The sequence below is a fragment of the Variovorax saccharolyticus genome, assembly GCF_030316765.1.
Taxonomy (GTDB): Bacteria; Pseudomonadota; Gammaproteobacteria; order Burkholderiales; family Burkholderiaceae_C; genus Variovorax; species Variovorax saccharolyticus.
Map to the genome: position 1 here is coordinate 1 of NZ_JASZYT010000015.1, position 18,510 is coordinate 18,510.

19 protein-coding genes and 2 pseudogenes are annotated in these 18,510 nt (G+C 62.5%); 9 read left to right on the plus strand and 12 right to left on the minus strand.

The window, feature by feature from the left end; all coding sequences use genetic code 11:
- The 3 genes and pseudogenes from QTI45_RS31935 to QTI45_RS31945 form a co-directional block, all read right to left on the minus strand.
- Window positions 1-274 (minus strand): annotated as a pseudogene (locus QTI45_RS31935) (hypothetical protein); the annotation flags it as partial.
- 276 nt (window positions 275-550) lie between these two features.
- A complete protein-coding gene (gene fdhD, locus QTI45_RS31940) occupies window positions 551-1,429 on the minus strand; it encodes a formate dehydrogenase accessory sulfurtransferase FdhD (RefSeq protein ID WP_444813334.1) in 879 nt (292 codons plus the stop codon).
- A gap of 216 nt (window positions 1,430-1,645) precedes the next feature.
- The gene (locus QTI45_RS31945; RefSeq protein ID WP_286657243.1) at window positions 1,646-2,320 is read right to left on the minus strand and encodes a VOC family protein; all 675 of its coding nucleotides are present in this window, start codon (window positions 2,318-2,320) and stop codon (window positions 1,646-1,648) included.
- A 351-nt stretch (window positions 2,321-2,671) separates the two neighbouring features.
- Between QTI45_RS31945 and QTI45_RS31950 the strand changes: the two genes are divergently transcribed.
- From QTI45_RS31950 to QTI45_RS35420, 3 genes are read left to right on the plus strand one after another with little or no spacing between them, the layout of a single operon-like run.
- Window positions 2,672-5,026, plus strand: a complete 2,355-nt coding sequence (locus tag QTI45_RS31950; protein WP_286657244.1) for an FdhF/YdeP family oxidoreductase — start codon at window positions 2,672-2,674, stop codon at window positions 5,024-5,026.
- A 5-nt stretch (window positions 5,027-5,031) separates the two neighbouring features.
- The gene (locus QTI45_RS31955) at window positions 5,032-5,562 is read left to right on the plus strand and encodes a formate/nitrite transporter family protein (RefSeq protein ID WP_286372950.1); all 531 of its coding nucleotides are present in this window, start codon (window positions 5,032-5,034) and stop codon (window positions 5,560-5,562) included.
- Window positions 5,489-5,923 carry a formate/nitrite transporter family protein gene (locus QTI45_RS35420; RefSeq protein WP_353621362.1) on the plus strand — a complete coding sequence of 145 codons (435 nt, stop codon included), beginning with the start codon at window positions 5,489-5,491 and terminating at the stop codon, window positions 5,921-5,923. Before QTI45_RS31955 ends, QTI45_RS35420 begins: the two co-directional genes overlap by 74 nt.
- A gap of 32 nt (window positions 5,924-5,955) precedes the next feature.
- Here QTI45_RS35420 and QTI45_RS31960 read toward each other — a convergent pair whose 3' ends face one another.
- Window positions 5,956-6,300, minus strand: coding sequence for a hypothetical protein (locus QTI45_RS31960; protein ID WP_286372951.1), 345 nt, complete (start codon window positions 6,298-6,300; stop codon window positions 5,956-5,958).
- A gap of 403 nt (window positions 6,301-6,703) precedes the next feature.
- Here QTI45_RS31960 and QTI45_RS31965 point away from each other — a divergent pair, with 403 nt between their 5' ends.
- Both QTI45_RS31965 and QTI45_RS31970 read left to right on the plus strand, forming a co-directional pair.
- Window positions 6,704-7,666, plus strand: coding sequence for an AraC family transcriptional regulator (locus tag QTI45_RS31965; protein ID WP_286372952.1), 963 nt, complete (start codon window positions 6,704-6,706; stop codon window positions 7,664-7,666).
- 338 nt (window positions 7,667-8,004) lie between these two features.
- Window positions 8,005-8,703 carry a type 1 glutamine amidotransferase domain-containing protein gene (locus QTI45_RS31970; RefSeq protein ID WP_286372953.1) on the plus strand — a complete coding sequence of 233 codons (699 nt, stop codon included), beginning with the start codon at window positions 8,005-8,007 and terminating at the stop codon, window positions 8,701-8,703.
- 222 nt (window positions 8,704-8,925) lie between these two features.
- On the opposite strand, the gene QTI45_RS35425 is transcribed toward QTI45_RS31970, so the two are convergent.
- Together QTI45_RS35425 and QTI45_RS31975 are read right to left on the minus strand one after the other, a co-directional pair.
- Window positions 8,926-9,441: a GFA family protein gene (locus QTI45_RS35425; protein ID WP_353621357.1), complete on the minus strand. Its 516-nt coding sequence runs from the start codon at window positions 9,439-9,441 to the stop codon at window positions 8,926-8,928.
- Window positions 9,442-9,515: 74 nt separating this feature from the next.
- Window positions 9,516-10,592 (minus strand): TIGR03571 family LLM class oxidoreductase, encoded by a 1,077-nt coding sequence (locus QTI45_RS31975; RefSeq protein ID WP_286372954.1) that lies wholly within the window; start codon window positions 10,590-10,592, stop codon window positions 9,516-9,518.
- A 394-nt stretch (window positions 10,593-10,986) separates the two neighbouring features.
- Here QTI45_RS31975 and QTI45_RS35430 point away from each other — a divergent pair, with 394 nt between their 5' ends.
- On the plus strand, window positions 10,987-11,343 hold the full coding sequence (locus QTI45_RS35430; RefSeq protein ID WP_353621358.1) for an alpha/beta fold hydrolase: 357 nt from the start codon (window positions 10,987-10,989) through the stop codon (window positions 11,341-11,343).
- 239 nt (window positions 11,344-11,582) lie between these two features.
- Window positions 11,583-11,846 (plus strand): alpha/beta fold hydrolase, encoded by a 264-nt coding sequence (locus tag QTI45_RS31980; RefSeq protein ID WP_286657245.1) that lies wholly within the window; start codon window positions 11,583-11,585, stop codon window positions 11,844-11,846.
- Between the two features lie 6 nt (window positions 11,847-11,852).
- On the opposite strand, the gene QTI45_RS31985 is transcribed toward QTI45_RS31980, so the two are convergent.
- Both QTI45_RS31985 and QTI45_RS31990 read right to left on the minus strand, forming a co-directional pair.
- The gene (locus QTI45_RS31985) at window positions 11,853-12,593 is read right to left on the minus strand and encodes a LuxR C-terminal-related transcriptional regulator (RefSeq protein ID WP_286657246.1); all 741 of its coding nucleotides are present in this window, start codon (window positions 12,591-12,593) and stop codon (window positions 11,853-11,855) included.
- Between the two features lie 1,175 nt (window positions 12,594-13,768).
- Window positions 13,769-14,314 (minus strand): GlcG/HbpS family heme-binding protein, encoded by a 546-nt coding sequence (locus QTI45_RS31990; RefSeq protein ID WP_286657247.1) that lies wholly within the window; start codon window positions 14,312-14,314, stop codon window positions 13,769-13,771.
- A 263-nt stretch (window positions 14,315-14,577) separates the two neighbouring features.
- Here QTI45_RS31990 and QTI45_RS31995 point away from each other — a divergent pair.
- A pseudogene (locus tag QTI45_RS31995) lies at window positions 14,578-15,653 on the plus strand (NAD(P)H-dependent flavin oxidoreductase).
- An 11-nt stretch (window positions 15,654-15,664) separates the two neighbouring features.
- Here the strand turns inward: QTI45_RS31995 and QTI45_RS35435 are convergent.
- From QTI45_RS35435 to QTI45_RS32010, 4 genes are all read right to left on the minus strand, one after another.
- On the minus strand, window positions 15,665-16,027 hold the full coding sequence (locus tag QTI45_RS35435; protein ID WP_353621363.1) for a type 2 periplasmic-binding domain-containing protein: 363 nt from the start codon (window positions 16,025-16,027) through the stop codon (window positions 15,665-15,667).
- Between the two features lie 330 nt (window positions 16,028-16,357).
- The gene (msrA, locus tag QTI45_RS32000; RefSeq protein WP_286657248.1) at window positions 16,358-16,861 is read right to left on the minus strand and encodes a peptide-methionine (S)-S-oxide reductase MsrA; all 504 of its coding nucleotides are present in this window, start codon (window positions 16,859-16,861) and stop codon (window positions 16,358-16,360) included.
- Complete coding sequence (gene msrB / locus QTI45_RS32005; protein WP_286657249.1) at window positions 16,858-17,307, minus strand: peptide-methionine (R)-S-oxide reductase MsrB; 450 nt, start codon at window positions 17,305-17,307, stop codon at window positions 16,858-16,860. Before msrB ends, msrA begins: the two co-directional genes overlap by 4 nt.
- A gap of 268 nt (window positions 17,308-17,575) precedes the next feature.
- Entirely contained in the window at window positions 17,576-17,905 is a 330-nt protein-coding gene (locus QTI45_RS32010) for a hypothetical protein (protein WP_286372958.1), read from the minus strand.
- Between the two features lie 273 nt (window positions 17,906-18,178).
- On the opposite strand from QTI45_RS32010, the gene QTI45_RS32015 reads away from it, so the two are divergent.
- Window positions 18,179-18,463 (plus strand): hypothetical protein, encoded by a 285-nt coding sequence (locus QTI45_RS32015; RefSeq protein ID WP_286372959.1) that lies wholly within the window; start codon window positions 18,179-18,181, stop codon window positions 18,461-18,463.
- Window positions 18,464-18,510: the final 47 nt, after the last annotated feature.

The window sequence follows — 18,510 nt, forward strand, 5'->3', positions numbered from 1 at the left end:
GCGGCACTGGATTCGGCGCGTCGATGTCCGTGCCAATGTTCTTGGGCTCGTCGACAACACCGTCCGTCGGCCGCGCGATGGGTGGGTTTCCCACACCCGCGGCTGGCGACGAGGAGGGCTGGGTTCCGAGAGCAAGCGGCGCTATGCCGCCGCCTGCCCCGGAGCCCGAACCACCGCCGCAGGCGCTCAGGGCCGCCACGATGACCAGCATGCCCACCAGGGCGATCGACATGCGCGAGTCCAGGCGCTCGGCGTCGACGTTCTTCTTGTTCAAGATCGGTTCCTTGCGTTTCAATTTGCGTGGGGAAAACCTCTGGTCATGAAGTCCGATGAACGGGGCATGGCCTCGAGATTTCGGCGGTCGACAGTGCAGTCTTCATGCCATATCGCAAAAGGCGGCAAAGACCCAAAGGCGAGACACAATTTGTCACAAAGCCCGACGACAATGACAACCGTGCTCGCGAGCGCTTCACGTCCTGTCAATAAAGTCACTTGTGCACGGCGCCCGGTACTCCCGTCGCCAGACCAGCGTTGGCCGTGGACCAGCGAGTCAAAGCGCGCGCCCGCCCCCGTGGATGGCATCAAGGGCCAGCCGATCGGCGTGGCAGTAGACGACGAGATCCTGCCTTCGCGCAAATCCCACCAGAGTCATCCGAGCCCGTTCCGCCGTGGCCACCGCGAAGGAGGTCGGCGCCGAAACAGCGGCCAGGAGCGATACGCCGGCCGTCGCCGATTTCTGCACCATTTCAAAGCTGGCGCGGCTCGTCACGGCGATGAATCCGGTCGAGGCGTCGACGCCGTGCAGGGCCAACGCGCCGATCAACTTGTCGAGCGCGTTGTGGCGTCCGACGTCCTCGCGCAGCCACAGGACGTCGCCGTCGGCCGAGCACCAGGCGGCGGCGTGCACGGCGCCGGTCGCCTGCTGAAGCGTTTGAAGTTCGCAGAACTGCGACATCGCCCGGCCGATGGCCTTGCGATTCCACGGCGGCCGCTCCCCCGACACCGGCAGGATGCGCGCTACATGCTCAAGGCTTTCGGTTCCACACAGGCCGCAGCCGGTGCGGCCCGCCAGCGTGCGCCGCCGCGCTTTCAAGCGGGCAAACGGCCTGCTCGCAACCTGCAGATGAAGCGTGATGCCCATTTCGCAGCGCTCCTCTTCGACAGCAAAGAGCTCGTGGGGTGCGTCGAGAACTCCTTCGCTGAGAGAGAAGCCCAAGGCGAACTCCTCGAGATTGAGCGGCGTGGCGAGCATCACCGCGTGCGAGACGCCGTTGAACTCGAGGGCCACGGGGACTTCGTCCGCAACCCAGTCCTGGGCTGCGAACTCGCGCCCCTCCTTGACGCCGCGCACCGGTAGGGAAAGCGCGCCCTCACAAAAGCCGGATGGAGGATTGCCGACCTCGGCAGCAATGTCGTCAGTCAAAGGCATCTTCGCCCCGATGGCTCGCGTCAGAACTGGATGCACGGAAAGAAAGTCCTCGCGGCTCGCACCGCGAGGACCAAATCCACCAAGATGGGTGGAGGAGACAACCGACGTATCAATCCAAATAACATCCGAGGGGCGCTCGAAACTCGACGTGATCCTCGTGCCGCCGCATTCGCCCCGGTGGAGCCGGACATGGCGGCGACGCAATCCTACGGCTGTTCAGGTCGGGAGCGGCGTGCCCGCCTGCTCCGCAACGATGTACTCGGCGTACCAGTCCAGCCAATCGGGTTCTTCCAGACCGATCTGCTTATCCAGTTTGCCGTGCGCATCCCGCGCGCGGCGCAGCGCGCTCGCGAGCTCGACAGCCGCGCTGAATGTCGTGTCGCCCTCGTTGCCGTGTCCGGGGAGGCGAACCGTGACTTCTTGCAACAGCCAGCCGTTGCCATCGGGATCACTGAACTCGGCGAACGAACCGTAGGAGCGGCGCGCAGGCGCCGGGCCATCCACGCGGCCTTCGGTGCCGGCATGGTGGAACACGCCACCGGCGTCGTGGAACGGCTCACCCACGGACGCACCCCGGGCGAGGAGTTCGGAGCGCGCTGTATCGATGTCGGAAACCACAAGATAAAGATGTTGGGCCGAGCCCGGCTTGGCCGATGTGATGCCCTGGCCGAAGATGATCGAGGCGGGAGAGCCCGGAGGCGTGAACTGTATGACTCGAAAATCGTCACCTCTGACGAAATCCATATCGAGCTTCCAGCCCAAGCCGGCGTAGAAGCTCTTGGCGCAGTCGACGTCGGAGACGGGCAGGACGATGAATTCGAACCTCATGTCAACCGTCCGCGCCTTTGGACTCTGGATGACAGTTTCTTTTCGAAGCTGGCTTTCTTTCATATCGGGCTCCTGTGGACTGGAGAGGCGATCAAACCAGCCGCATCAGGTCATGTCGATTGGACGATAGTATTTGCGATACCTTCGTAGGGTGTTCTTGTGCGGGCTCTGGATCGGCCGGCGGTCCCGCTTGCAGACGTCGCGGTGAGGTGGGCTTGGCCGCCCCTGGGGAAATTCAAGCCAGATCAGGGCCTTGACGCTTGGCGTCCTTGTGCAGCGCGTTCGCGTGCAGATCGCGTGCTGCCACCGCCGTTGCTTCTTTCGGCCGATACCGAGGCGACACGTAAGGGAGGAGCCAACCCTGTGATTTCTCGCGAAGCTGAAGTCAGCGCAGCTTGAACAAGGAGACGCGAGATGACCCAGGATCGCCCGGAAGGAATTCGAGACTACGATGCACCGGCGGGAGGCTGGGGGGCCGTCAAGGCCCTGGCCCAGACAATCAAGCGGCAGCAGATCCTGGTGCAGGGTCCATCGACACTGCTTCGAGCGAATCAACCGGAAGGCTTCGATTGTCCGGGCTGCGCATGGCCCGATCCGAAACATACCTCGTCATTTGAATTCTGCGAGAACGGAGCAAAGGCCATCACGTGGGAATCGACTTCCAGGCGGGTTGGCCCTGAGTTCTTCGCGGAGCACACCGTGAGTTCGCTCTGGCTCCAATCGGATCACTGGCTGGAAGATCAGGGCCGGTTGACCCACCCTGTGCGCTACAACGCTGCACTCGACCGATTCGAACCGGTCGAATGGCAGGACGCCTTCGATGACATCGGCACGCGATTGGGTGCGCTGGACACGCCCGACGAGGCGGAGTTCTACACCTCGGGCCGAACCTCCAACGAGGCCGCGTTCCTCTACCAGCTGTTTGTCAGGAATTTTGGCACCAACAATTTTCCCGACTGCTCGAACATGTGCCACGAGGCCACGTCGGTCGGGCTGCCGCAATCCATAGGAATCGGGAAGGCCACCGTCACGCTGGAGGATTTCGATCACACGGACCTCATCATCTCGATGGGTCACAACCCTGGTACCAACCACCCGCGGATGATGACGACGCTCCGTGAGGTGGCCAGGCGAGGGGCCAAGATCATCGTCTTCAACCCGATGAAGGAACGTGCCTTGGAGCGCTTCGAGGCGCCGCAGTCCCCACTCGAGATGTTGGCGCTCACGTCCACCCCGATCGCCACCACCTACCTCCAGGTCAAGGTGGGTGGCGACGCAGCGGCCCTGAGCGGAGTTTGCAAGGCCTTGCTGAGCCTGGAAGAGCGGGCCCGAGTCCTGGACTTGTCTCCCGTCCTTGACCACACCTTCATCGAGAGCCACACGACCGGGTACGCAGCGTTGGTCGCCGGCCTCGGCGCCTTGTCGTGGACCGAGATCGAGCGAGTATCCGGGCTCTCCAGACAAGCACTCGAGGAGGTCGCTGAGGTCTATGCGCAAGCCAAGGCCACCATTGTCTGCTACGGCATGGGCGTGACCCAGCACCGGACAGGAACCACGAACGTGCAGCAAATTGCCAATCTGCTGCTGCTCAGAGGAAACATGGGCCGGCTCGGCGCAGGCATCAGCCCGTTGCGGGGCCACTCCAATGTGCAGGGCGACCGCACAGTGGGCATTTCGGAGCGGCCAACGGAGGCCTTCCTCGATCGGCTTCGTGATGTCTTTGGCTTCGAGCCGCCACGCAGGCATGGCCACTCGGTCGTTGAAGCCATCGCAGCCATGCGGGACGGCCAATCGAAAGCCATCGTCTGTCTCGGCGGCAACCTGGCGATCGCAAGTTCCGATCCCCAGGCCTGTTTCGATGCTTTCGAGAAGGTAGGCCTGGCGGTCCACATTGCCACGAAACTCAATCGGACACACCTATTGACCAAGGGAACCTGCTACCTCCTGCCATGCCTGGGGCGGACCGATCTGGACGTTCAGGCGTCGGGCAAGCAGCGCGTCACGGTCGAGGATTCCATGTCCATGGTGCACGCGTCCAGCGGCTTCCTCACGCCGCCCAGCGACCAGTTGCGGTCCGAACCTGCGATCGTGGCGGGCATTGCCAAGGCCACACTCGGGCTCAGGTCCGTCGTGGACTGGGACGCGCTGGTGGAGGACTATGACCGCATCCGCGACCTGATCGAGGCAATCCTTCCGGACTTCGAAGACTTCAACGTGCGAGTTCGCCAGCCGGGTGGGTTCCAGCTCCCAAATTCCGCCCAGCAACGCATCTGGAAGACAGCCAGTGGCAAGGCTACATTTCATGCGTTGACACAATTGGAAGAGCGTGGTGCGACGGACGACCCGCAGGTCTTGCGGCTGACAAGCGTTCGCTCGCACGATCAGTACAACACGACGATCTACGGCCTAGACGACCGATACCGGGGCGTCTTCGGGCGCCGGGACGTCTTGTTCCTCAACGAGGCAGAACTGACACGGCTTGGCATGAAGGAAGGCGACGTCGTCGACGTCAGAACCGCATTGGCGAATTCGCGCGCCGATCGAGTCGTTCAAGGCCTGATGCTGGTGCGCCACGACCTTCCGGATGGGTGCTGCGCATCCTACTACCCGGAGAGCCAGCCCCTCATTGCGCTGGAACACCACGACCCGCAAAGCAAGACGCCGGCGTACAAGTCGGTTCCCGTCCGGATCGTGGCCGCCGCCTCGGGCAGGGCTCTGCCGATCACAGTCGATCGCGCCGGAGTGATGGGCCGGACATCTGTCGGATGATGGCCATGTACGCAATCACGATAGACCAGTTTGCGGACGCCGCGCGCGACAAGGTCGCCGCAATGCAGCGCTCGCCGTTCGGCTTCCTCGTCGCCGCGATGCTCGCCGGCGGGTACATCGGCATTGCGAACATCCTGGCGATCAGTTGTGCGACAGGCCTCACGCCGGGTGCTCGGCCATCGGTGCTCGGAGCAACGTTCGGCGTCGGGCTCATCCTGATCGCATTTGCCGGTGCCGAACTATTCACAGGATGCGTCATGCTGGTGGGGTTCGGTCTGACGCGCCAGGCGCTCACAGTCTCACAGGCGGGGGGCATGCTGGTGCTGGTGTGGTTCGGCAATCTCGCAGGCGCCATCGTCCTGGCGGGCCTTTTCATCGCACGGCGGCGGGTCCGTCCTGCCCGATGGCGGCGTCTACCTCAACGCACTCGCCCTGCACAAGGTCAACGCACCCGTCATCGCACTGACGGCCCGCGGAATCCTGTGCAACCGGCTGGTCTGCCTGGCTCTCTGGACCAGCGCGCGCATTGCGGGTGACGCGGCCAAATGCATCGTCCTCGCGTGGTTGTTGCTTGCTTTTGTGGCGGCAGGATTCGAGCATTCCGTCGCCAACATGACGTCGCTCGCGATCGACCTGCTGGGTCCGACACCAGCGATCTCGATGGCTGGAGCACTGCGGCACTTGTTCTGGGTGAGCACGGGCAACGTCGCTGGCGCTACATTGTTCGTGGTCGGCGGGTATCTGCTCGCCTCTCGCTCCGAAAGGCGGGAACCGGTCCCATCCAGGGATCGTCTACGCGCGCCGCTACGAACGCGGCCAGACGCGCATTTACTCGGAACGGGCGCAACAACAACCCGCTTGAACGCCGGCCGGTCATCGGCCTCGTTGAACCGCTGAGCCCCAACGGACAGATGCTGGCGGCGAACCATTCAGTTTCGGGCGCTCGTGGAGACACCGACCAGCAAGTGCCCAGCCTCGTAGGCGCCTCTCGCCGAGAGCTTCAGCTTCTCGATCATGGCCTTGGATCGAAGCACGAGATCTCTGCCGGACAGATCTCCGGGCGGCTCCATCAGCCGATGAGCGACGGTCAGAAGATTCGCGGCCGCCAACAGGCTTTTACGCAGGGCAAGCCGCTGTTGGGCATCGGAGCGGTCGCCCCCGGCTGTTGAAGTTGAAGCAGCCACCAGATGTTCGCCGTTGTCACCGCCCCGGACAAGCACGTGTTCGATCAACATCAAGGCTTGCTCAACATCCAGTATTTCCGTGGTCTTCATCACATCCGAATCCATACACGTGCCATCGTTGGGTGGATGACCTCCGGTGATCGACAGGCACCCTTGCTCTCGTTTCAAGAACTGTACGTTCGCGGCATGCAACCATTTGTCCTTCCAGCGGTCGTGATTGTCCGGGAGGAGCATTTCGAGCCACGGCACCCGCCTCTATCGCACGCCCAGGCCACACGGCGTTACCATCTGGCCCCGAACTTCCCCGCGACGCGGTCCGTTCGATGAACTCGCCACGCGACGCTCTTACCCTTGATAGCGAAGCAGATCCCTGCCTGGTCCAAAGTTATCTCGACCTCCCTGGACGCAGGCACTGCAACCTCCGCGCGACGCGAGGCTGCGCTAGACCCTGGTCTGTCGATCCTGCCTCATCTTGTGTGGGCGCCCCTCATCCATGAAATTCAAGACCCATTCACTTCGCTTCGGCAATGGTCGCGAAGCCGCAGCAGCCTGGTCCGAGGTGATGTATCTTGGTCATGGCTTGAACTGCAAGTTCGATGACATCAGGTCACGAGGATCGAACGTCAGGGGGTGGTTGCTAGGCGACATAGGAATCACCCGAGGTGAACTGGCCGCATTGCAACTGTCACCGGCCGACGAGAGCTCTCCCGCCTGGCAGGGCGAGTGGCTGTACTTCAAACTCATCACTTCGGGAGAAGTGATCGTTGAACATGGCCATCAGACTGAGCGCTTCGGCGTCGGGCAGATGCTGGCGGTGGATCCCAGCGCGGGTTTTACCGAAACGGTGCCCGAGGGTGCCTGCCTCACTGTCCTGAGGATTCCGAAGGCAACCTTGCGAGACAGGGGCTGGAGGCAAACAGGCGCTGGATTGCTCATCGCGGACCCACGATCTCCCGACTACAAGGCGATAGGCGCTCTCATCCACTGCATAGCCGATCAGGCAGACGCGCCAGGTCAAGTGATGCGCAGGCTGATGGCGCAGCAGTTGCTCGACGTGGTCGAGGTCGCCCTTGCCTCGGGAGGAGGATCGCGTCGGAGCTCCCAAGCCATCTTGTTCCGCGCGAAGGAATATGTCCGCACCCATCTCGCTTCGTCCGACCTCGACATCCACAGCGTTTCCTCTGCGGTCAACGTCTCTGCCAAGCATCTCGAGCGGTTGTTCCGGCAGCAAGGGGAATCGCTGATGCGGCATGTCTGGGAAACGCGTCTCGATCGGGCCGAATCGCTCTTGCGAAGCGCAGGCCCGGGTGGCCCCTCGGTGCAGGAGATCGCTTCGCGAAGCGGTTTCGCGACCGCTGCGCATTTCAGCCGTTCCATCAAGCAACGCTACGGCATGTCGCCGAAGGATCTGAAGAATCTCGGAAATCCATCCGCCGAAGAGACAGCCGACGGATGACCCGGCCGGGTCGGCAGGTCCGGATTCGAGCCAGGCGGTGACTTGATCCTCCCAGAGGCTCGACGCCATGCTGTCGCGTGGAAGATCTGCCTTCATCATCTTTGTCCCATCAGGAACCTGATGCAGGCGGCCCCTTGCCCGGGGTGAGGTTGCACCGGCACGCCTTACGGATGATGTGCGAGTGACACTTCATACGGATTCCCATTCGAGCGATGGGTTGAACAATCAGATCCTCACGGGATGGCAGAACGCATTCAGACAATGGCGCCAGAACCGTGTCGCAAGCACCCTGCTCGCTTTTCCGATGACGACCCGTTTCACTCTTTGAGGTAAATCGCATGCACAAGATACTGATGGTTCTTACTTCGCACAACATCCTTGGCAACACAGGCCGGCCGACCGGCTTCTGGCTCGAGGAATTCACGGCGCCCTACTACGTCTTCCGGGACGCAGGCGATCATGTCACTGTCGCTTCCCCAAAGGGCGGTCAGCCCCCGATCGATCCCAAGAGCGACGATCCGGGCAACCAGACCGACACCATGACTCGATTCAAGGGCGACCCGGCCACCCAGGGCGTGCTGGCCAACACCGTGAAGCTGGCCGACATGAAGGCCTCGGACTTCGACACTGTCTTCTATTCGGGCGGGCATGGCCCGATGTGGGACCTGGCCGAGGATCCTGTGTCGATCGCTTTGATTGAAAGCTTCTACAACAACGGCAAGCCTGTCGCAGCCGTCTGCCACGCACCCGGCGTGTTGCGGCACGTGAAATACAAGGGCGAATCCATCGTCCATGGCAAGCGTGTCACCGGCTTCACCAACACCGAAGAGGAAGAGGTTCAGCTGACGAACGTGGTGCCTTTCCTCGTCGAAGACGAACTGAGACGACTGGGCGGACTCTTCGAGAAAGTGGACAACTGGAAGGTTCTGGCCATCACTGATGGCCGCCTGATCACCGGACAGAATCCCGCTTCCTCGAGCGACACGGCGCGCGCTCTTCGAAAGCTGTTGGATGAGGGTGTTCCCAAAGACCGCTGAGCAGCAAGGCGAGTCCACGGCCCTCATTGATGCCTCGCCGGTCAGATGAGGAGCCGAGGGCGGAGCGCGCGATGGCATGCCGTTCGCTCGCTGCGCGTGGTGCGGCTCGAACGGTGGTCCACGCCGCGTTCCGGTGTTTTCCCTTGCCCCGTCCAATTCGACGCTCATCGGCACCGCACCCTGAAGCACTGGCTGCGAACGAACGCCGTTTGGGGCAGATGTTTAAAAGGCGCCATCCCGGCGATGGCGTCGTTCAGCGGGCGCCATGTCCAACCACCCGTGCCTGGTCTGCTCCCACACGGACAGGTTTGGACAAGGAAATTGGGGGTCGGCGAACGCCCCCACCGACACGCCCACAAGTCCGGGCCTGCGGCTGCTTCTCCAGATGAGTGTGCTTCCGCACGACGGGCAGAACTGTGCAGTGACTGTGTGGCTCGTATCCAGGAAGCGGGTGAACTCGCGACAGTCACCCGTCAGAACGACCTGCTCATCAAGGCAATAGGCTCCCATGCCGAAGATCGAGCCCGTGCGGCGTTGACACTCGAGGCAATGGCATGCGACCACGGTCTGCGCTTCGCCTTCGACAAGGACTCGCAGCCCTGCGCAGGCGCACAGACCCTGCCGCCGGCTTCTGCTGTCGACGCTTTCCTGAGAAGCTCCGGGAGGCACGAGATGCGCACTTGCAGCGCTTGCACGCGGCGATTTCGCAGGGTTCGGATTCCAATCTTTGGCAAGCATAGGCTCATCTTCCTTGGGAGTTGCCACAGGCCGGCGACGAGACCTATCGGGTCTCGCGCCGATGGGCCGGGACCTCACGCGCTGCGCTCGAGCACGCCGTCGTCACGCAGGGCGGGATCCTCGCGAAGCGATGCCGAGGGGATCCCGTGAGAAGGGAAGCGACGCAGTACGCCATCTGCGATTTCATCCATGACGTCCTGGAAAGGTCGCCGGCTGACCCTCAGGTTCATCGCGAAATGCGCGATGCCGAACTCCTGGGCTTGCTCCAGGTAGTCCGACAAGGCAGAAATTCCGCACCGAACGCCCCCCTGGATTCGCTGCAACGGCGCCGTCGACTTGTCCACCAGATCAACGAATCCGCCGACTCCGAGCGGCTTCGAAAGCGCCGTCGTCTTGGCAAAACCGGCCCAATCCTGCGCCAGCTGCTCGATTCCGCTCGGGGGCGGAACGGACGCGATGAAGCCGTCCATGTGCTCGGCAATCCACGCAGTGCTCTGCTGACCTCGGCCGATGGCAATCGCCGGCGTCCTGCCTGCCGGCGGCTTGGGAACGAGGTCGACCTCCCCCTCGGAATGGCCAAACCATCTCGAGTCGAAGGACGGGAACGAATGCTCCGTGACGCAGCGGTAAACCGCGTAGGCGTCGCGAAGCCGCTCTCCCCGCGTGGCCATGTCGATGCCATGGAGCGGATAGTCGGATGGCCGATCGCCAGACGAGAGGCCCAGCAGCATGCGGCCGACGCTGAGCTGGTCCAGCGTTGCCACTTGCTTGGCGAGTAAAAGCGGTTCCCGAATGGGCAGCACGATCCCTGCGGTTCCCAGTGCAATAGAGCTCGTTTGCGCGGCCAGGAAGGCAAGGTAGGTCAACGACTCGAAGATCTGGCCCACATCGCCATACTTCGGATCGAAGAAGGGGATGTCGCGCATCCAGAGGCATGCAAAACCCAACCGCTCCGCGCGCTGCGCCATCTCAACATGCCGGTACATCGAAGGCGCGGGCCTGTCAGGATGGGTTTCCAATGGCAGTATGAGCCCAACGCTGAGCCGGCTCGGTGCAAACACCCGGGCATAGCCGGCGTGTGTACGCAAGTCGATAGGTTCATGAGGCGGCGCGACAGGGAATACGCCAACGGTGGCATCAATGGACGGCATGATCGACAGCTGCTTGGTGGTTGGACATGGGCAAGGGTCAGGGGCCCGAGGGGCCATCGGCACTCGGCTACGGAACCGGTCTGACGCGAATCTTGAATTGGATGCGACCCCTTGGCATCTCTCCGAGGTCCAGGAAGAACGAAGGTCTTCAGTGTCAGAAGTCCGGGATGGAGGAAGACTCACCGTGCCCCTTTCTCGGATCCTCCAGCAGCTGAACCTCGATCGGTGATGCGGCCGTGCAGCCCCCAGCTCAGCCTGGTTGGACAGGCACCGCTTGCCCTCAAGTCATAGAAGCAGACAGCACCTCTCCGGATTGGTGGCCCAGCGCGCGTCAGCTTCTACGATCAATGCGCCAGAACCGAACCTCTCCCTGTTCCACAGCCCAAAGGAAAAAATGACGCACCACCGAACTGTCGAGATCGACGCGATCAAGGTGTTCTATCCCGAGGCGGGCGATCGTGCGAATCCTTCGCTGTTGCTGCTGCATGGGTTCCCGACCTTCTCTCACGTGTTCAGGCACCTCTTGCCGATACTGGCAACCGACTTCCATGGGATCGCCCCCTATCTTCCCGGATTCGGCTTTTCGGACAGCCCGCCCCCAAACGGAGTTCAACTACACCTTCGGCAATCTCGCGAGAGTCATGGGGGCGTTCTTGCAAAAGGTCGTTCCCCACACGCTTTGGTCTCTACGTGTTCGACCACGGTGCACCGGTGGGTCTCCGCCTGGCGCTTGCCAAGCCCGAGCGGGTGACGAGCTTGATCTCTCAAGAGCAACCTGTACGAGGAGGGATTGAGCGAACGCTGGGATGTGATGGTCCACTGACGCCAGCCGTCGGACGAGGCCCGTGAAGGGGGCCGGCAGTCCATGCTCAGGTCGACACTGTGATCCGGCAGTACTCGAGCGGTGTCGGCGATGAGTCGCTGATCGCGCCTGAGGCGTATGCGCTCGATCCCTCGCTGCTGCGAAGGCCAGGGAACGAGGAAATCCAGTTGGACCTGTTGCTGAACTGCTTCAGCAACCTGCTGATAGTCCGAAGGATTCACCGATACCTCCAGGATCAAAAGCCCCCCACGCTTGTCATCTGGGGGAAGCACGATCCCGTCTTTCGCACCGTTGGTGCAGAGGCGTTCCGGAGGGACAACGCGGCAGCGGAGGTGCACTTTCTGGACACCGGCCATTTCGCCCTCGAGACGCACCTCACGGAAGTCGCGGGCCGCGTCAAGGCGTTCTTGCGTGAGCGACTTCTCGGGTGAATTCGGTCAGCCGGCGGCTGACCCGCTGGGGATGGCAGCCCGGCCGCTGGCGTCGAGGTGAGGAGCGTCCGCAGGCGTCAACGCGGGCAAGGCCATGTCGCACAGGCCCCGGCGCAGCGCCACCGCGGTCGCTTCGGTGCGCGTCCTCACTCCCAGTTTGTTCAGAATCGACTTGATGTGCGATTTGACGGTTCCCATCGCAATATCCAGATCCTCGGCGACCATCTTGTTGGCGTATCCGGCGACGACCAGGCGCAGCACGTCGGCTTCACGGCTGGTCAGCGCTTCATGGTCGAAGCTCTCGGCCACGCGCCTGGCAATCGACCGCTCAAGGTACCGCTGTCCGCCGTGCAAGGCAACCACGGCTTCCGCCATTTCCTCCATCCGGCAGCCGAACGGCAGGTAGCCGTGGATCCCCTGTGCAAGCGCATGAAGAATTTCAGACTCACCAACGCGATGCGAAATGATCATGACCTTGACCCGCGACATCCGACCGGAAGCTTCCTTCCTGAGCCATGCGCAGATGACCAGTGCACTGTTGTAGTCAGCGACGACCACGTCAACCTCCGGAAGCGCCCGCCGCCAGCTCGCCTCGCAGCCGACCCCCGAGACGACCTGCTCGTTGATCAATGCAAATGCGGACTGCACGCCCAGGATGGCCGCGACACCGGCGCGAACCAGCGGATCGTCGAAGATGACAGAGACGACGATGCGGCCATTGACGTCGGATGTGCTGGTCGCCTGCATGAAGTGCTTTCGAAACGGAGCCGAATGAGAACGGGGAGGGTTGGTCGAACTCCGAGATCGACCTTCTGGTGAGTCAAGCATAGGAGCCGTGTGGTCATCAGGCTATTGACCTTTCGTATCGGTTTTTCTGGACATCAGGACCAGGGCCGGAACCTCCCTTCACAATCATCGGCGCAAGGTCTCGCGCCGGCCCTGGGTCCTGCCGTCGATGCAGCTCGGAAGAGGCGCGGGCGCGACGAACGGAATCTCTCTCAGCATGCCTGCGACGTGAAATCGAACACACCGGTCACCTGCCATGGCAATCAGGTGAAGAAGGATCCGACCGACTCGAAATCGAGCAAGAATCGTCATGTTGGCGGGGTGTGAAGAGGGTGCGCGCCGAGAGCCGAATGGGTTCGGCGGAAGAAGCGAATCACTTTCAGCGCAATACCCACGGTGCTGATGAGACCACGTGCGAGAAGTCGCATCAATTGTCTGAAGGTATCGATAGGCCGTTGAAGCCGACCTTGCCGGTCGCGTGGGTCGAAACCGACGAGGCGTCACCTTCCTGGTCCGAACCGACAACTGCAACCGACGATTCTCATGCCCGAGTCCCATCTCAGGCCGATGCTCGCAATTTCTTCAACGTGGCGCGCACTGAGCGCATCGCACGGTTCTGCGCGGCGACGTGGCGGACGGCCCGCACTATCGGGGTGCTTGGCACCTGCAAGATTTCGCCGTGCCGTTGTGGCCTTAGGCGGCGGGTCGGATGGCAGTGTGGATTCGGCGGCAGTCACTTGGTGATTCGGGTCGTCTGCACCGCCTTCGCTTCAACACACTTCTGGCCTGCCGCCACGTTCACTATCCATGGGAAATCACGCAGACGAGTACCACGACGCGTTGCACCTGCGGCGCGTCGCTTGTCGGGCCGCTTGCGATGAAACGTTCCGTCGCGAACGAGGCACGCTGGTCATGCTTGACTCGCTGGCACGGAACCGGCTGGCGCCACTGTCGGTCCGTGGGGGTGCGAAAGAGTTTGGCGCTATGACATCCACATCGGCTTCCGCTTGCTCGCTGAAGGCAAGCCGCGCACGTGGCTACGCCGTCAGAGACGGTCGCCAAGGATCGGTGGTCTTGCTGGTCGGGCTGTCGACCAGGACCCGTTCAGGCCCGGTCAGGTGCAACACACTCCGGCGTCAAGCATCTGCCCTGCCCTGGGAAGACTGCGGCAGAAGCCCTGGCTCCGACAGGCTGCGGTAAAAGCATGCCAACCCGGCGGCAGCGGCCTGCCCATCCTCTTCGGACCGCTCTCCACTGACGCCTACGGCACCTACCAAGTGACCATCAGCAATGATGGGCATCCCTCCGTCCAGAGCGACCATGTGCGCCGCGGTGGCCATGTTCAGAGCGACGTCCTTCACCTGATCCTCGAAGAACTTGGTGCTTCGCCTGTAGATCGCCGCTGTGCGCGCCTTGTCCAACGCAAGCTGCGTCGAGCCGTATTGGGCATCATCGCCTTTCTCCATCAGCACGATGTCACCTGTGGGCTCGACCACTGCCACTGTCATCCGCCACCCGTGCTTGCCTGCTTCGTCTTGCACACCTCGAGCGATCAGGCGGGCCGCAGCCACGCCAATCGGCGGGCCGTACGGAGGAAAGGCCGCAGTGGAGCCGAGTGCGCGCGGCGTCTGCTTGCTTCGATCAAGCGTGGACACGCAAGACTTGAGGGGGATCGCTTCCATGAGATTTCTCCTGATGTCCTTGGGACGATGCGCATCGATGCGCGGACTCAGAGATGCTGCCATGGAGGCGCCCGATGTCATTCGGTCTGAAGCACATCGGCCACTAGCTCCAAAGTTCAAGGCCGGCAAGACGATTCCCGCTTCGTGCGAGGGCCCGTGCACTCGGGTCGGCGAGCGCTTGATGAAAGAGTCTTGGCAGGTGCAACCATCTTGTTCCTGCAGCTCTGACGTCGGGACATTTCACCCCTGATCGGAGAGAACCGATGAATCGCACCAACGACCTGCTGCAACTGCTGAGTACTCAGCATCCTATTGTTCAGGCGCCCATGGTGGGCGTCTCTACGCCGCAACTTGCCGCGGCCGTTTCCAATGCGGGAGCCTTGGGCTCGATTGGCCAGATCGCCAGCGACGCATCCCAATCGCGAGCCATGATCCAGGCAACGCGCGCGCTGACGCGCAACCCTTTCGATGTCAACCTCTTCTGCCACCGCCCGGCCGTTTCGGATTCGGCACGCGAGGCCGCTTGGCTTGCGCACCTGGCACCACGATTCGCCGAGTTCGGCGCGGGCCCGCGCCCTTTCCTCGCCGAGGTCTATCGCAGCTTTCTGAACAGCGAGGACATGTTGGAGATGCTGCTGCGCGAGCAGCCCGCCGTGGTCAGTTTTCATTTCGGTCTGCCGGATGCATCGTGGATTCGCGCGCTGCGAGTGGCTGGTCTGGCGACGCTGGCCTGCGTAACAACCCCCGAGGAGGCGATGCAGGCCGCGCAGGCGGGCGTCGATGCGGTGATCGCACAAGGTTCCGAGGCAGGCGGGCACCGCGGTGTGTTCGACCTTCCCATGATCGGAACATCGGCACCTTCGCCCTGATACAGCTGGTGGCCCTCGCCTGCCCTGTGCCAGTCATCGCAGCCGGAGAGATCATGAATGGCAAGGGCATCGCCGCTGCGTTGCAACTGGGGGCCGCAGCCGTTCAACTTGGGACGGCATTCATCCTCTCCCCGGAGTCCGGCGCCAATGCCCGGTACAGAGCTGCCATGCAGAGCGAACGCACGCACAGCACGCAAATTTCGGCGGCGATCTCGGGCCGTCCGGCCCGAGGCCTGGCCAATCGGTTGATGACAGAAATCCGCGGCCCTTCAGCCCCTGACATACCAGACTATCCGATGGCGTACGACGCAGCCGAGGCGCTTTATGCGGCAGCGAGCAGTCGCTCCAATCACGACTTCGCAGTACAGTGGGCTGGGCAGGGCGCGCCGCTGGCGCGCGCCCTGCCCGCCGGGGACTTGGTGACGACCTTGATGCGCGAGTATCACGCAGTGGCATCCACAGACAGGTAGAGCAACGAGCATCATTCCTCGAGGCATCCACCGGTCCGGCCCACCCACCTCGCGAGCGATTGAGTTCGTGGCGCGAGGGTTGGCCTGCCTCGGTGAAACCCGACCGCTGTCGACTCGCGAGGTCGCTGCCCCGCGCCGGACGCCAGAAGTTTGCGCAAGCCGATGATGACCGGCAGGTCGTGCGCCGCGAAATGCTCAGGTAGAGGGACCGGCAACAATTCGGGTATGACGGCGAAACTGGATCCAGCAGCGACGCAGGCCAGGATCGCGTGGTACGAACCCGGCTCCACGACCCGCATGGTCGCCAGACGTTCGCCTCCGAGCCATTGCTCGAGCACGCGCCGGTAAGCGCACCCCTTGCGAAGTCCGATCAGTGGCGCTCCTTAGAGCCGCGCCCGTGACGAGTGCATGCCCCAGCGCAGCGACGAGCACTTTCCGCTTCTCGAACGCGAAGGCGATCGAGAAACGCCCGGACTTTGCAGGCTCTGCGACGAATGCCGCGCCGATGCTGTGATCCACCAGTGCGGCAAGCAACGCGGCGTCCAGACCGGACAAAGCCGCCCTGCTCTACGACGGCCTTGAAGATCTTGGAGGTCGGAAAGATCCACCGTCTGACGTGTCGCTCAACGACTGAATGGCGCAAGTGCGTCGGGCCGTTCACCCGATCGCCCTGCCCTCGTGCCTCAGGTGCCGCCAGCGCAGGATCACTTCGCCCGCATGGGAAGCTTCCACTCGGGTCGTATGAAATGGCACGTATAACCGTTCGGAATTCGCTCGAGGTAATCCTGGTGCTCGGGCTCGGCCTCCCAGAATGGTCCAGCGGCCGCAACTTCAGTGGTCGTCTTTCCCGGCCACACCCCGGACGCGTCGACGTCTGCGATCGTGTCCAGCGCCACCTGCTTTTGCTCGTCGTTCGTGTAGAAGATTGCGGAGCGATAGCTCAATCCACGGTCGTTGCCTTGCCGGTTCGCTGTCGTGGGGTCGTGGATCTGAAAGAAGAACTCGAGAAGTTGTCGGTACGCGAGGCGGTCTGGATCGAAGACGATCTCGATCGCCTCGGCGTGGGTTCCGTGATGACGGTAAGTGGCATTCGGAACGTCGCCGCCGGAATAGCCCACACGGGTGGAAATCACGCCGTCGACGCGGCGAAGCAGATCCTGCATGCCCCAGAAGCACCCGCCGGCGAGAATGGCGCGCTGTTCTTTCATTGGATGTCCTTCACTTGATCCAAGAGCGCGCCGTAGCCTTGGGCCTCCATGTCGTCCTTGTGGACGAAGCGCAGCGACGCCGAATTGATGCAATAGCGCAGCCCCCCCCGATCAGAGGGTCCGTCTTCGAATACATGTCCAAGGTGGCTGTCGCCATGGCTCGAGCGTACCTCGGTGCGGACCATGCCATGCGACTGGTCGATGAATTCGTTGACGTGGGTTGGCACGAGAGGCTTGGTGAAGCTCGGCCATCCACAGCCAGACTCGTATTTGTCGGTCGACGCGAAAAGCGGCTCGCCCGAGACGACGTCGACGTAGATTCCGGGTTCCTTGTTGGCGAGGTAGGCGCCAGTCCCGGGTCGTTCTGTCGCATCGAGCTGAGTCACCTGGAACTGTTCCGGCGTCAAAGCGTCGATGGCTTCTGTCGATCGTTGGTAACTTTGCATTCTTGCTCCTTGAACGGTTTGCAATCGATTCATGCGGATCACGAATCGTCGACGGACCCGATGGCCCTGATCGATCACTGGCTTCCGCACTTTGGGCCTTTCAGGCTGTTCCCAAGGGGCCCGTGCTCGGGGGCGTTGACCTCGCCCCCGCACGACAATCCGCGCGACTTCGCGCCCGGCATGACCGCCGGTGGCCCATACAGCATCGCTTGCAATCAAGCTTCAGCAGGTGGACTTGAGCGCTTCATGTACCCAATCGGTGTCGCTTTCAGTGCCTTGGAAGCAAGTCAACCGTGGTCACCTGCGATCTGGTGTCGTTCTCGGCGAATTCGTCTTCCTGCAGCCACCGCGCCGACCCGGACGGTTCCAGGGCCGCCAAGCGCGTTGTTGCTCGGGCAGCGTCGGCGGGCGAGTTGGCGGCTTTGAGGCGCTGCATCGGAGCGCTTGCGTCGACCTCCAGGTGTCGAGCGATTGCATAGGCCTTCGCGTGGCGTTCGATCGCGGATGGTGGCCACTCGGCGATGGCAGACTGCGCCGAGGCGCTGGCCGCGAGCAACTGGGCGGCGACGACCGATGTCGTCAGGACAAATCGCTTCATCATTCGTACTCCCGCCATCCTCGGCGTGCAGCACCGCCAGGGTCGAAGGACCCTCATCAAGCGGTGCGCAATCAGATGACGGGGGAAGTTTTCTGCCTGGACAGCCGATTGCCCACTTCCTTCGGCGCTATGACTTCGTCCGTCTTTGGCCGGACGCCGCGAGCATGTGTCGAGAGACCAAAAGGGCTGACGACGACGTCCGACCAAAGACGGATTGAGCACGCAGGGGGCCCAGTGCGAGGCTACGACACCCACTATTGACCAAGCTTCATCATGAAATACGTCTTTCAATTGGCTCTCGACCTGGCTGGTTTGCTTGCCTGCCTGGTCGCCATGGCTTCCGCAGGGTCGTTGCTGCATGAAGCGCTGGCGGGTGAGCGCCAGGACTTCGGCGCCTGGGGCGTGCTGATGCTCGCACTGCTGATCGTGGGTCAGTGTCGGGCGCTCTGGGTATTGACCGTTGCCAGACAGGAGTACCGTCACAATGAGGAGGGTCAGGGCAGCGGGAGCGGCACTCCCTCCAACACGAGCGCCGCGAGCCAGATTCCGGAAGGCTGAGCCGCGGCTTCGACCAGTGAGACACGCTGAACTGGCGGCTGACCTCG

Bases quoted from the DNA above. Each gene is read 5' to 3' on its own strand.
- QTI45_RS35430 (WP_353621358.1), top strand. From the start codon at position 10,987: ATGACGCACCACCGAACTGTCGAGATCGACGCGATCAAGGTGTTCTAT.
- QTI45_RS31960 (WP_286372951.1), bottom strand. From the start codon at position 6,300: ATGAAGACCACGGAAATACTGGATGTTGAGCAAGCCTTGATGTTGATC.
- QTI45_RS31950 (WP_286657244.1), top strand. From the start codon at position 2,672: ATGACCCAGGATCGCCCGGAAGGAATTCGAGACTACGATGCACCGGCG.
- QTI45_RS31985 (WP_286657246.1), bottom strand. From the start codon at position 12,593: ATGCAGGCGACCAGCACATCCGACGTCAATGGCCGCATCGTCGTCTCT.
- QTI45_RS31955 (WP_286372950.1), top strand. From the start codon at position 5,032: ATGTACGCAATCACGATAGACCAGTTTGCGGACGCCGCGCGCGACAAG.
- QTI45_RS31975 (WP_286372954.1), bottom strand. From the start codon at position 10,592: ATGCCGTCCATTGATGCCACCGTTGGCGTATTCCCTGTCGCGCCGCCT.
- fdhD (WP_444813334.1), bottom strand. From the start codon at position 1,429: ATGCCTTTGACTGACGACATTGCTGCCGAGGTCGGCAATCCTCCATCC.
- QTI45_RS31965 (WP_286372952.1), top strand. From the start codon at position 6,704: ATGAAATTCAAGACCCATTCACTTCGCTTCGGCAATGGTCGCGAAGCC.
- QTI45_RS35425 (WP_353621357.1), bottom strand. From the start codon at position 9,441: ATGCTTGCCAAAGATTGGAATCCGAACCCTGCGAAATCGCCGCGTGCA.
- QTI45_RS31970 (WP_286372953.1), top strand. From the start codon at position 8,005: ATGCACAAGATACTGATGGTTCTTACTTCGCACAACATCCTTGGCAAC.
- msrB (WP_286657249.1), bottom strand. From the start codon at position 17,307: ATGCAAAGTTACCAACGATCGACAGAAGCCATCGACGCTTTGACGCCG.
- QTI45_RS32015 (WP_286372959.1), top strand. From the start codon at position 18,179: ATGAAATACGTCTTTCAATTGGCTCTCGACCTGGCTGGTTTGCTTGCC.
- QTI45_RS31990 (WP_286657247.1), bottom strand. From the start codon at position 14,314: ATGGAAGCGATCCCCCTCAAGTCTTGCGTGTCCACGCTTGATCGAAGC.
- QTI45_RS32010 (WP_286372958.1), bottom strand. From the start codon at position 17,905: ATGAAGCGATTTGTCCTGACGACATCGGTCGTCGCCGCCCAGTTGCTC.
- QTI45_RS31945 (WP_286657243.1), bottom strand. From the start codon at position 2,320: ATGAAAGAAAGCCAGCTTCGAAAAGAAACTGTCATCCAGAGTCCAAAG.
- msrA (WP_286657248.1), bottom strand. From the start codon at position 16,861: ATGAAAGAACAGCGCGCCATTCTCGCCGGCGGGTGCTTCTGGGGCATG.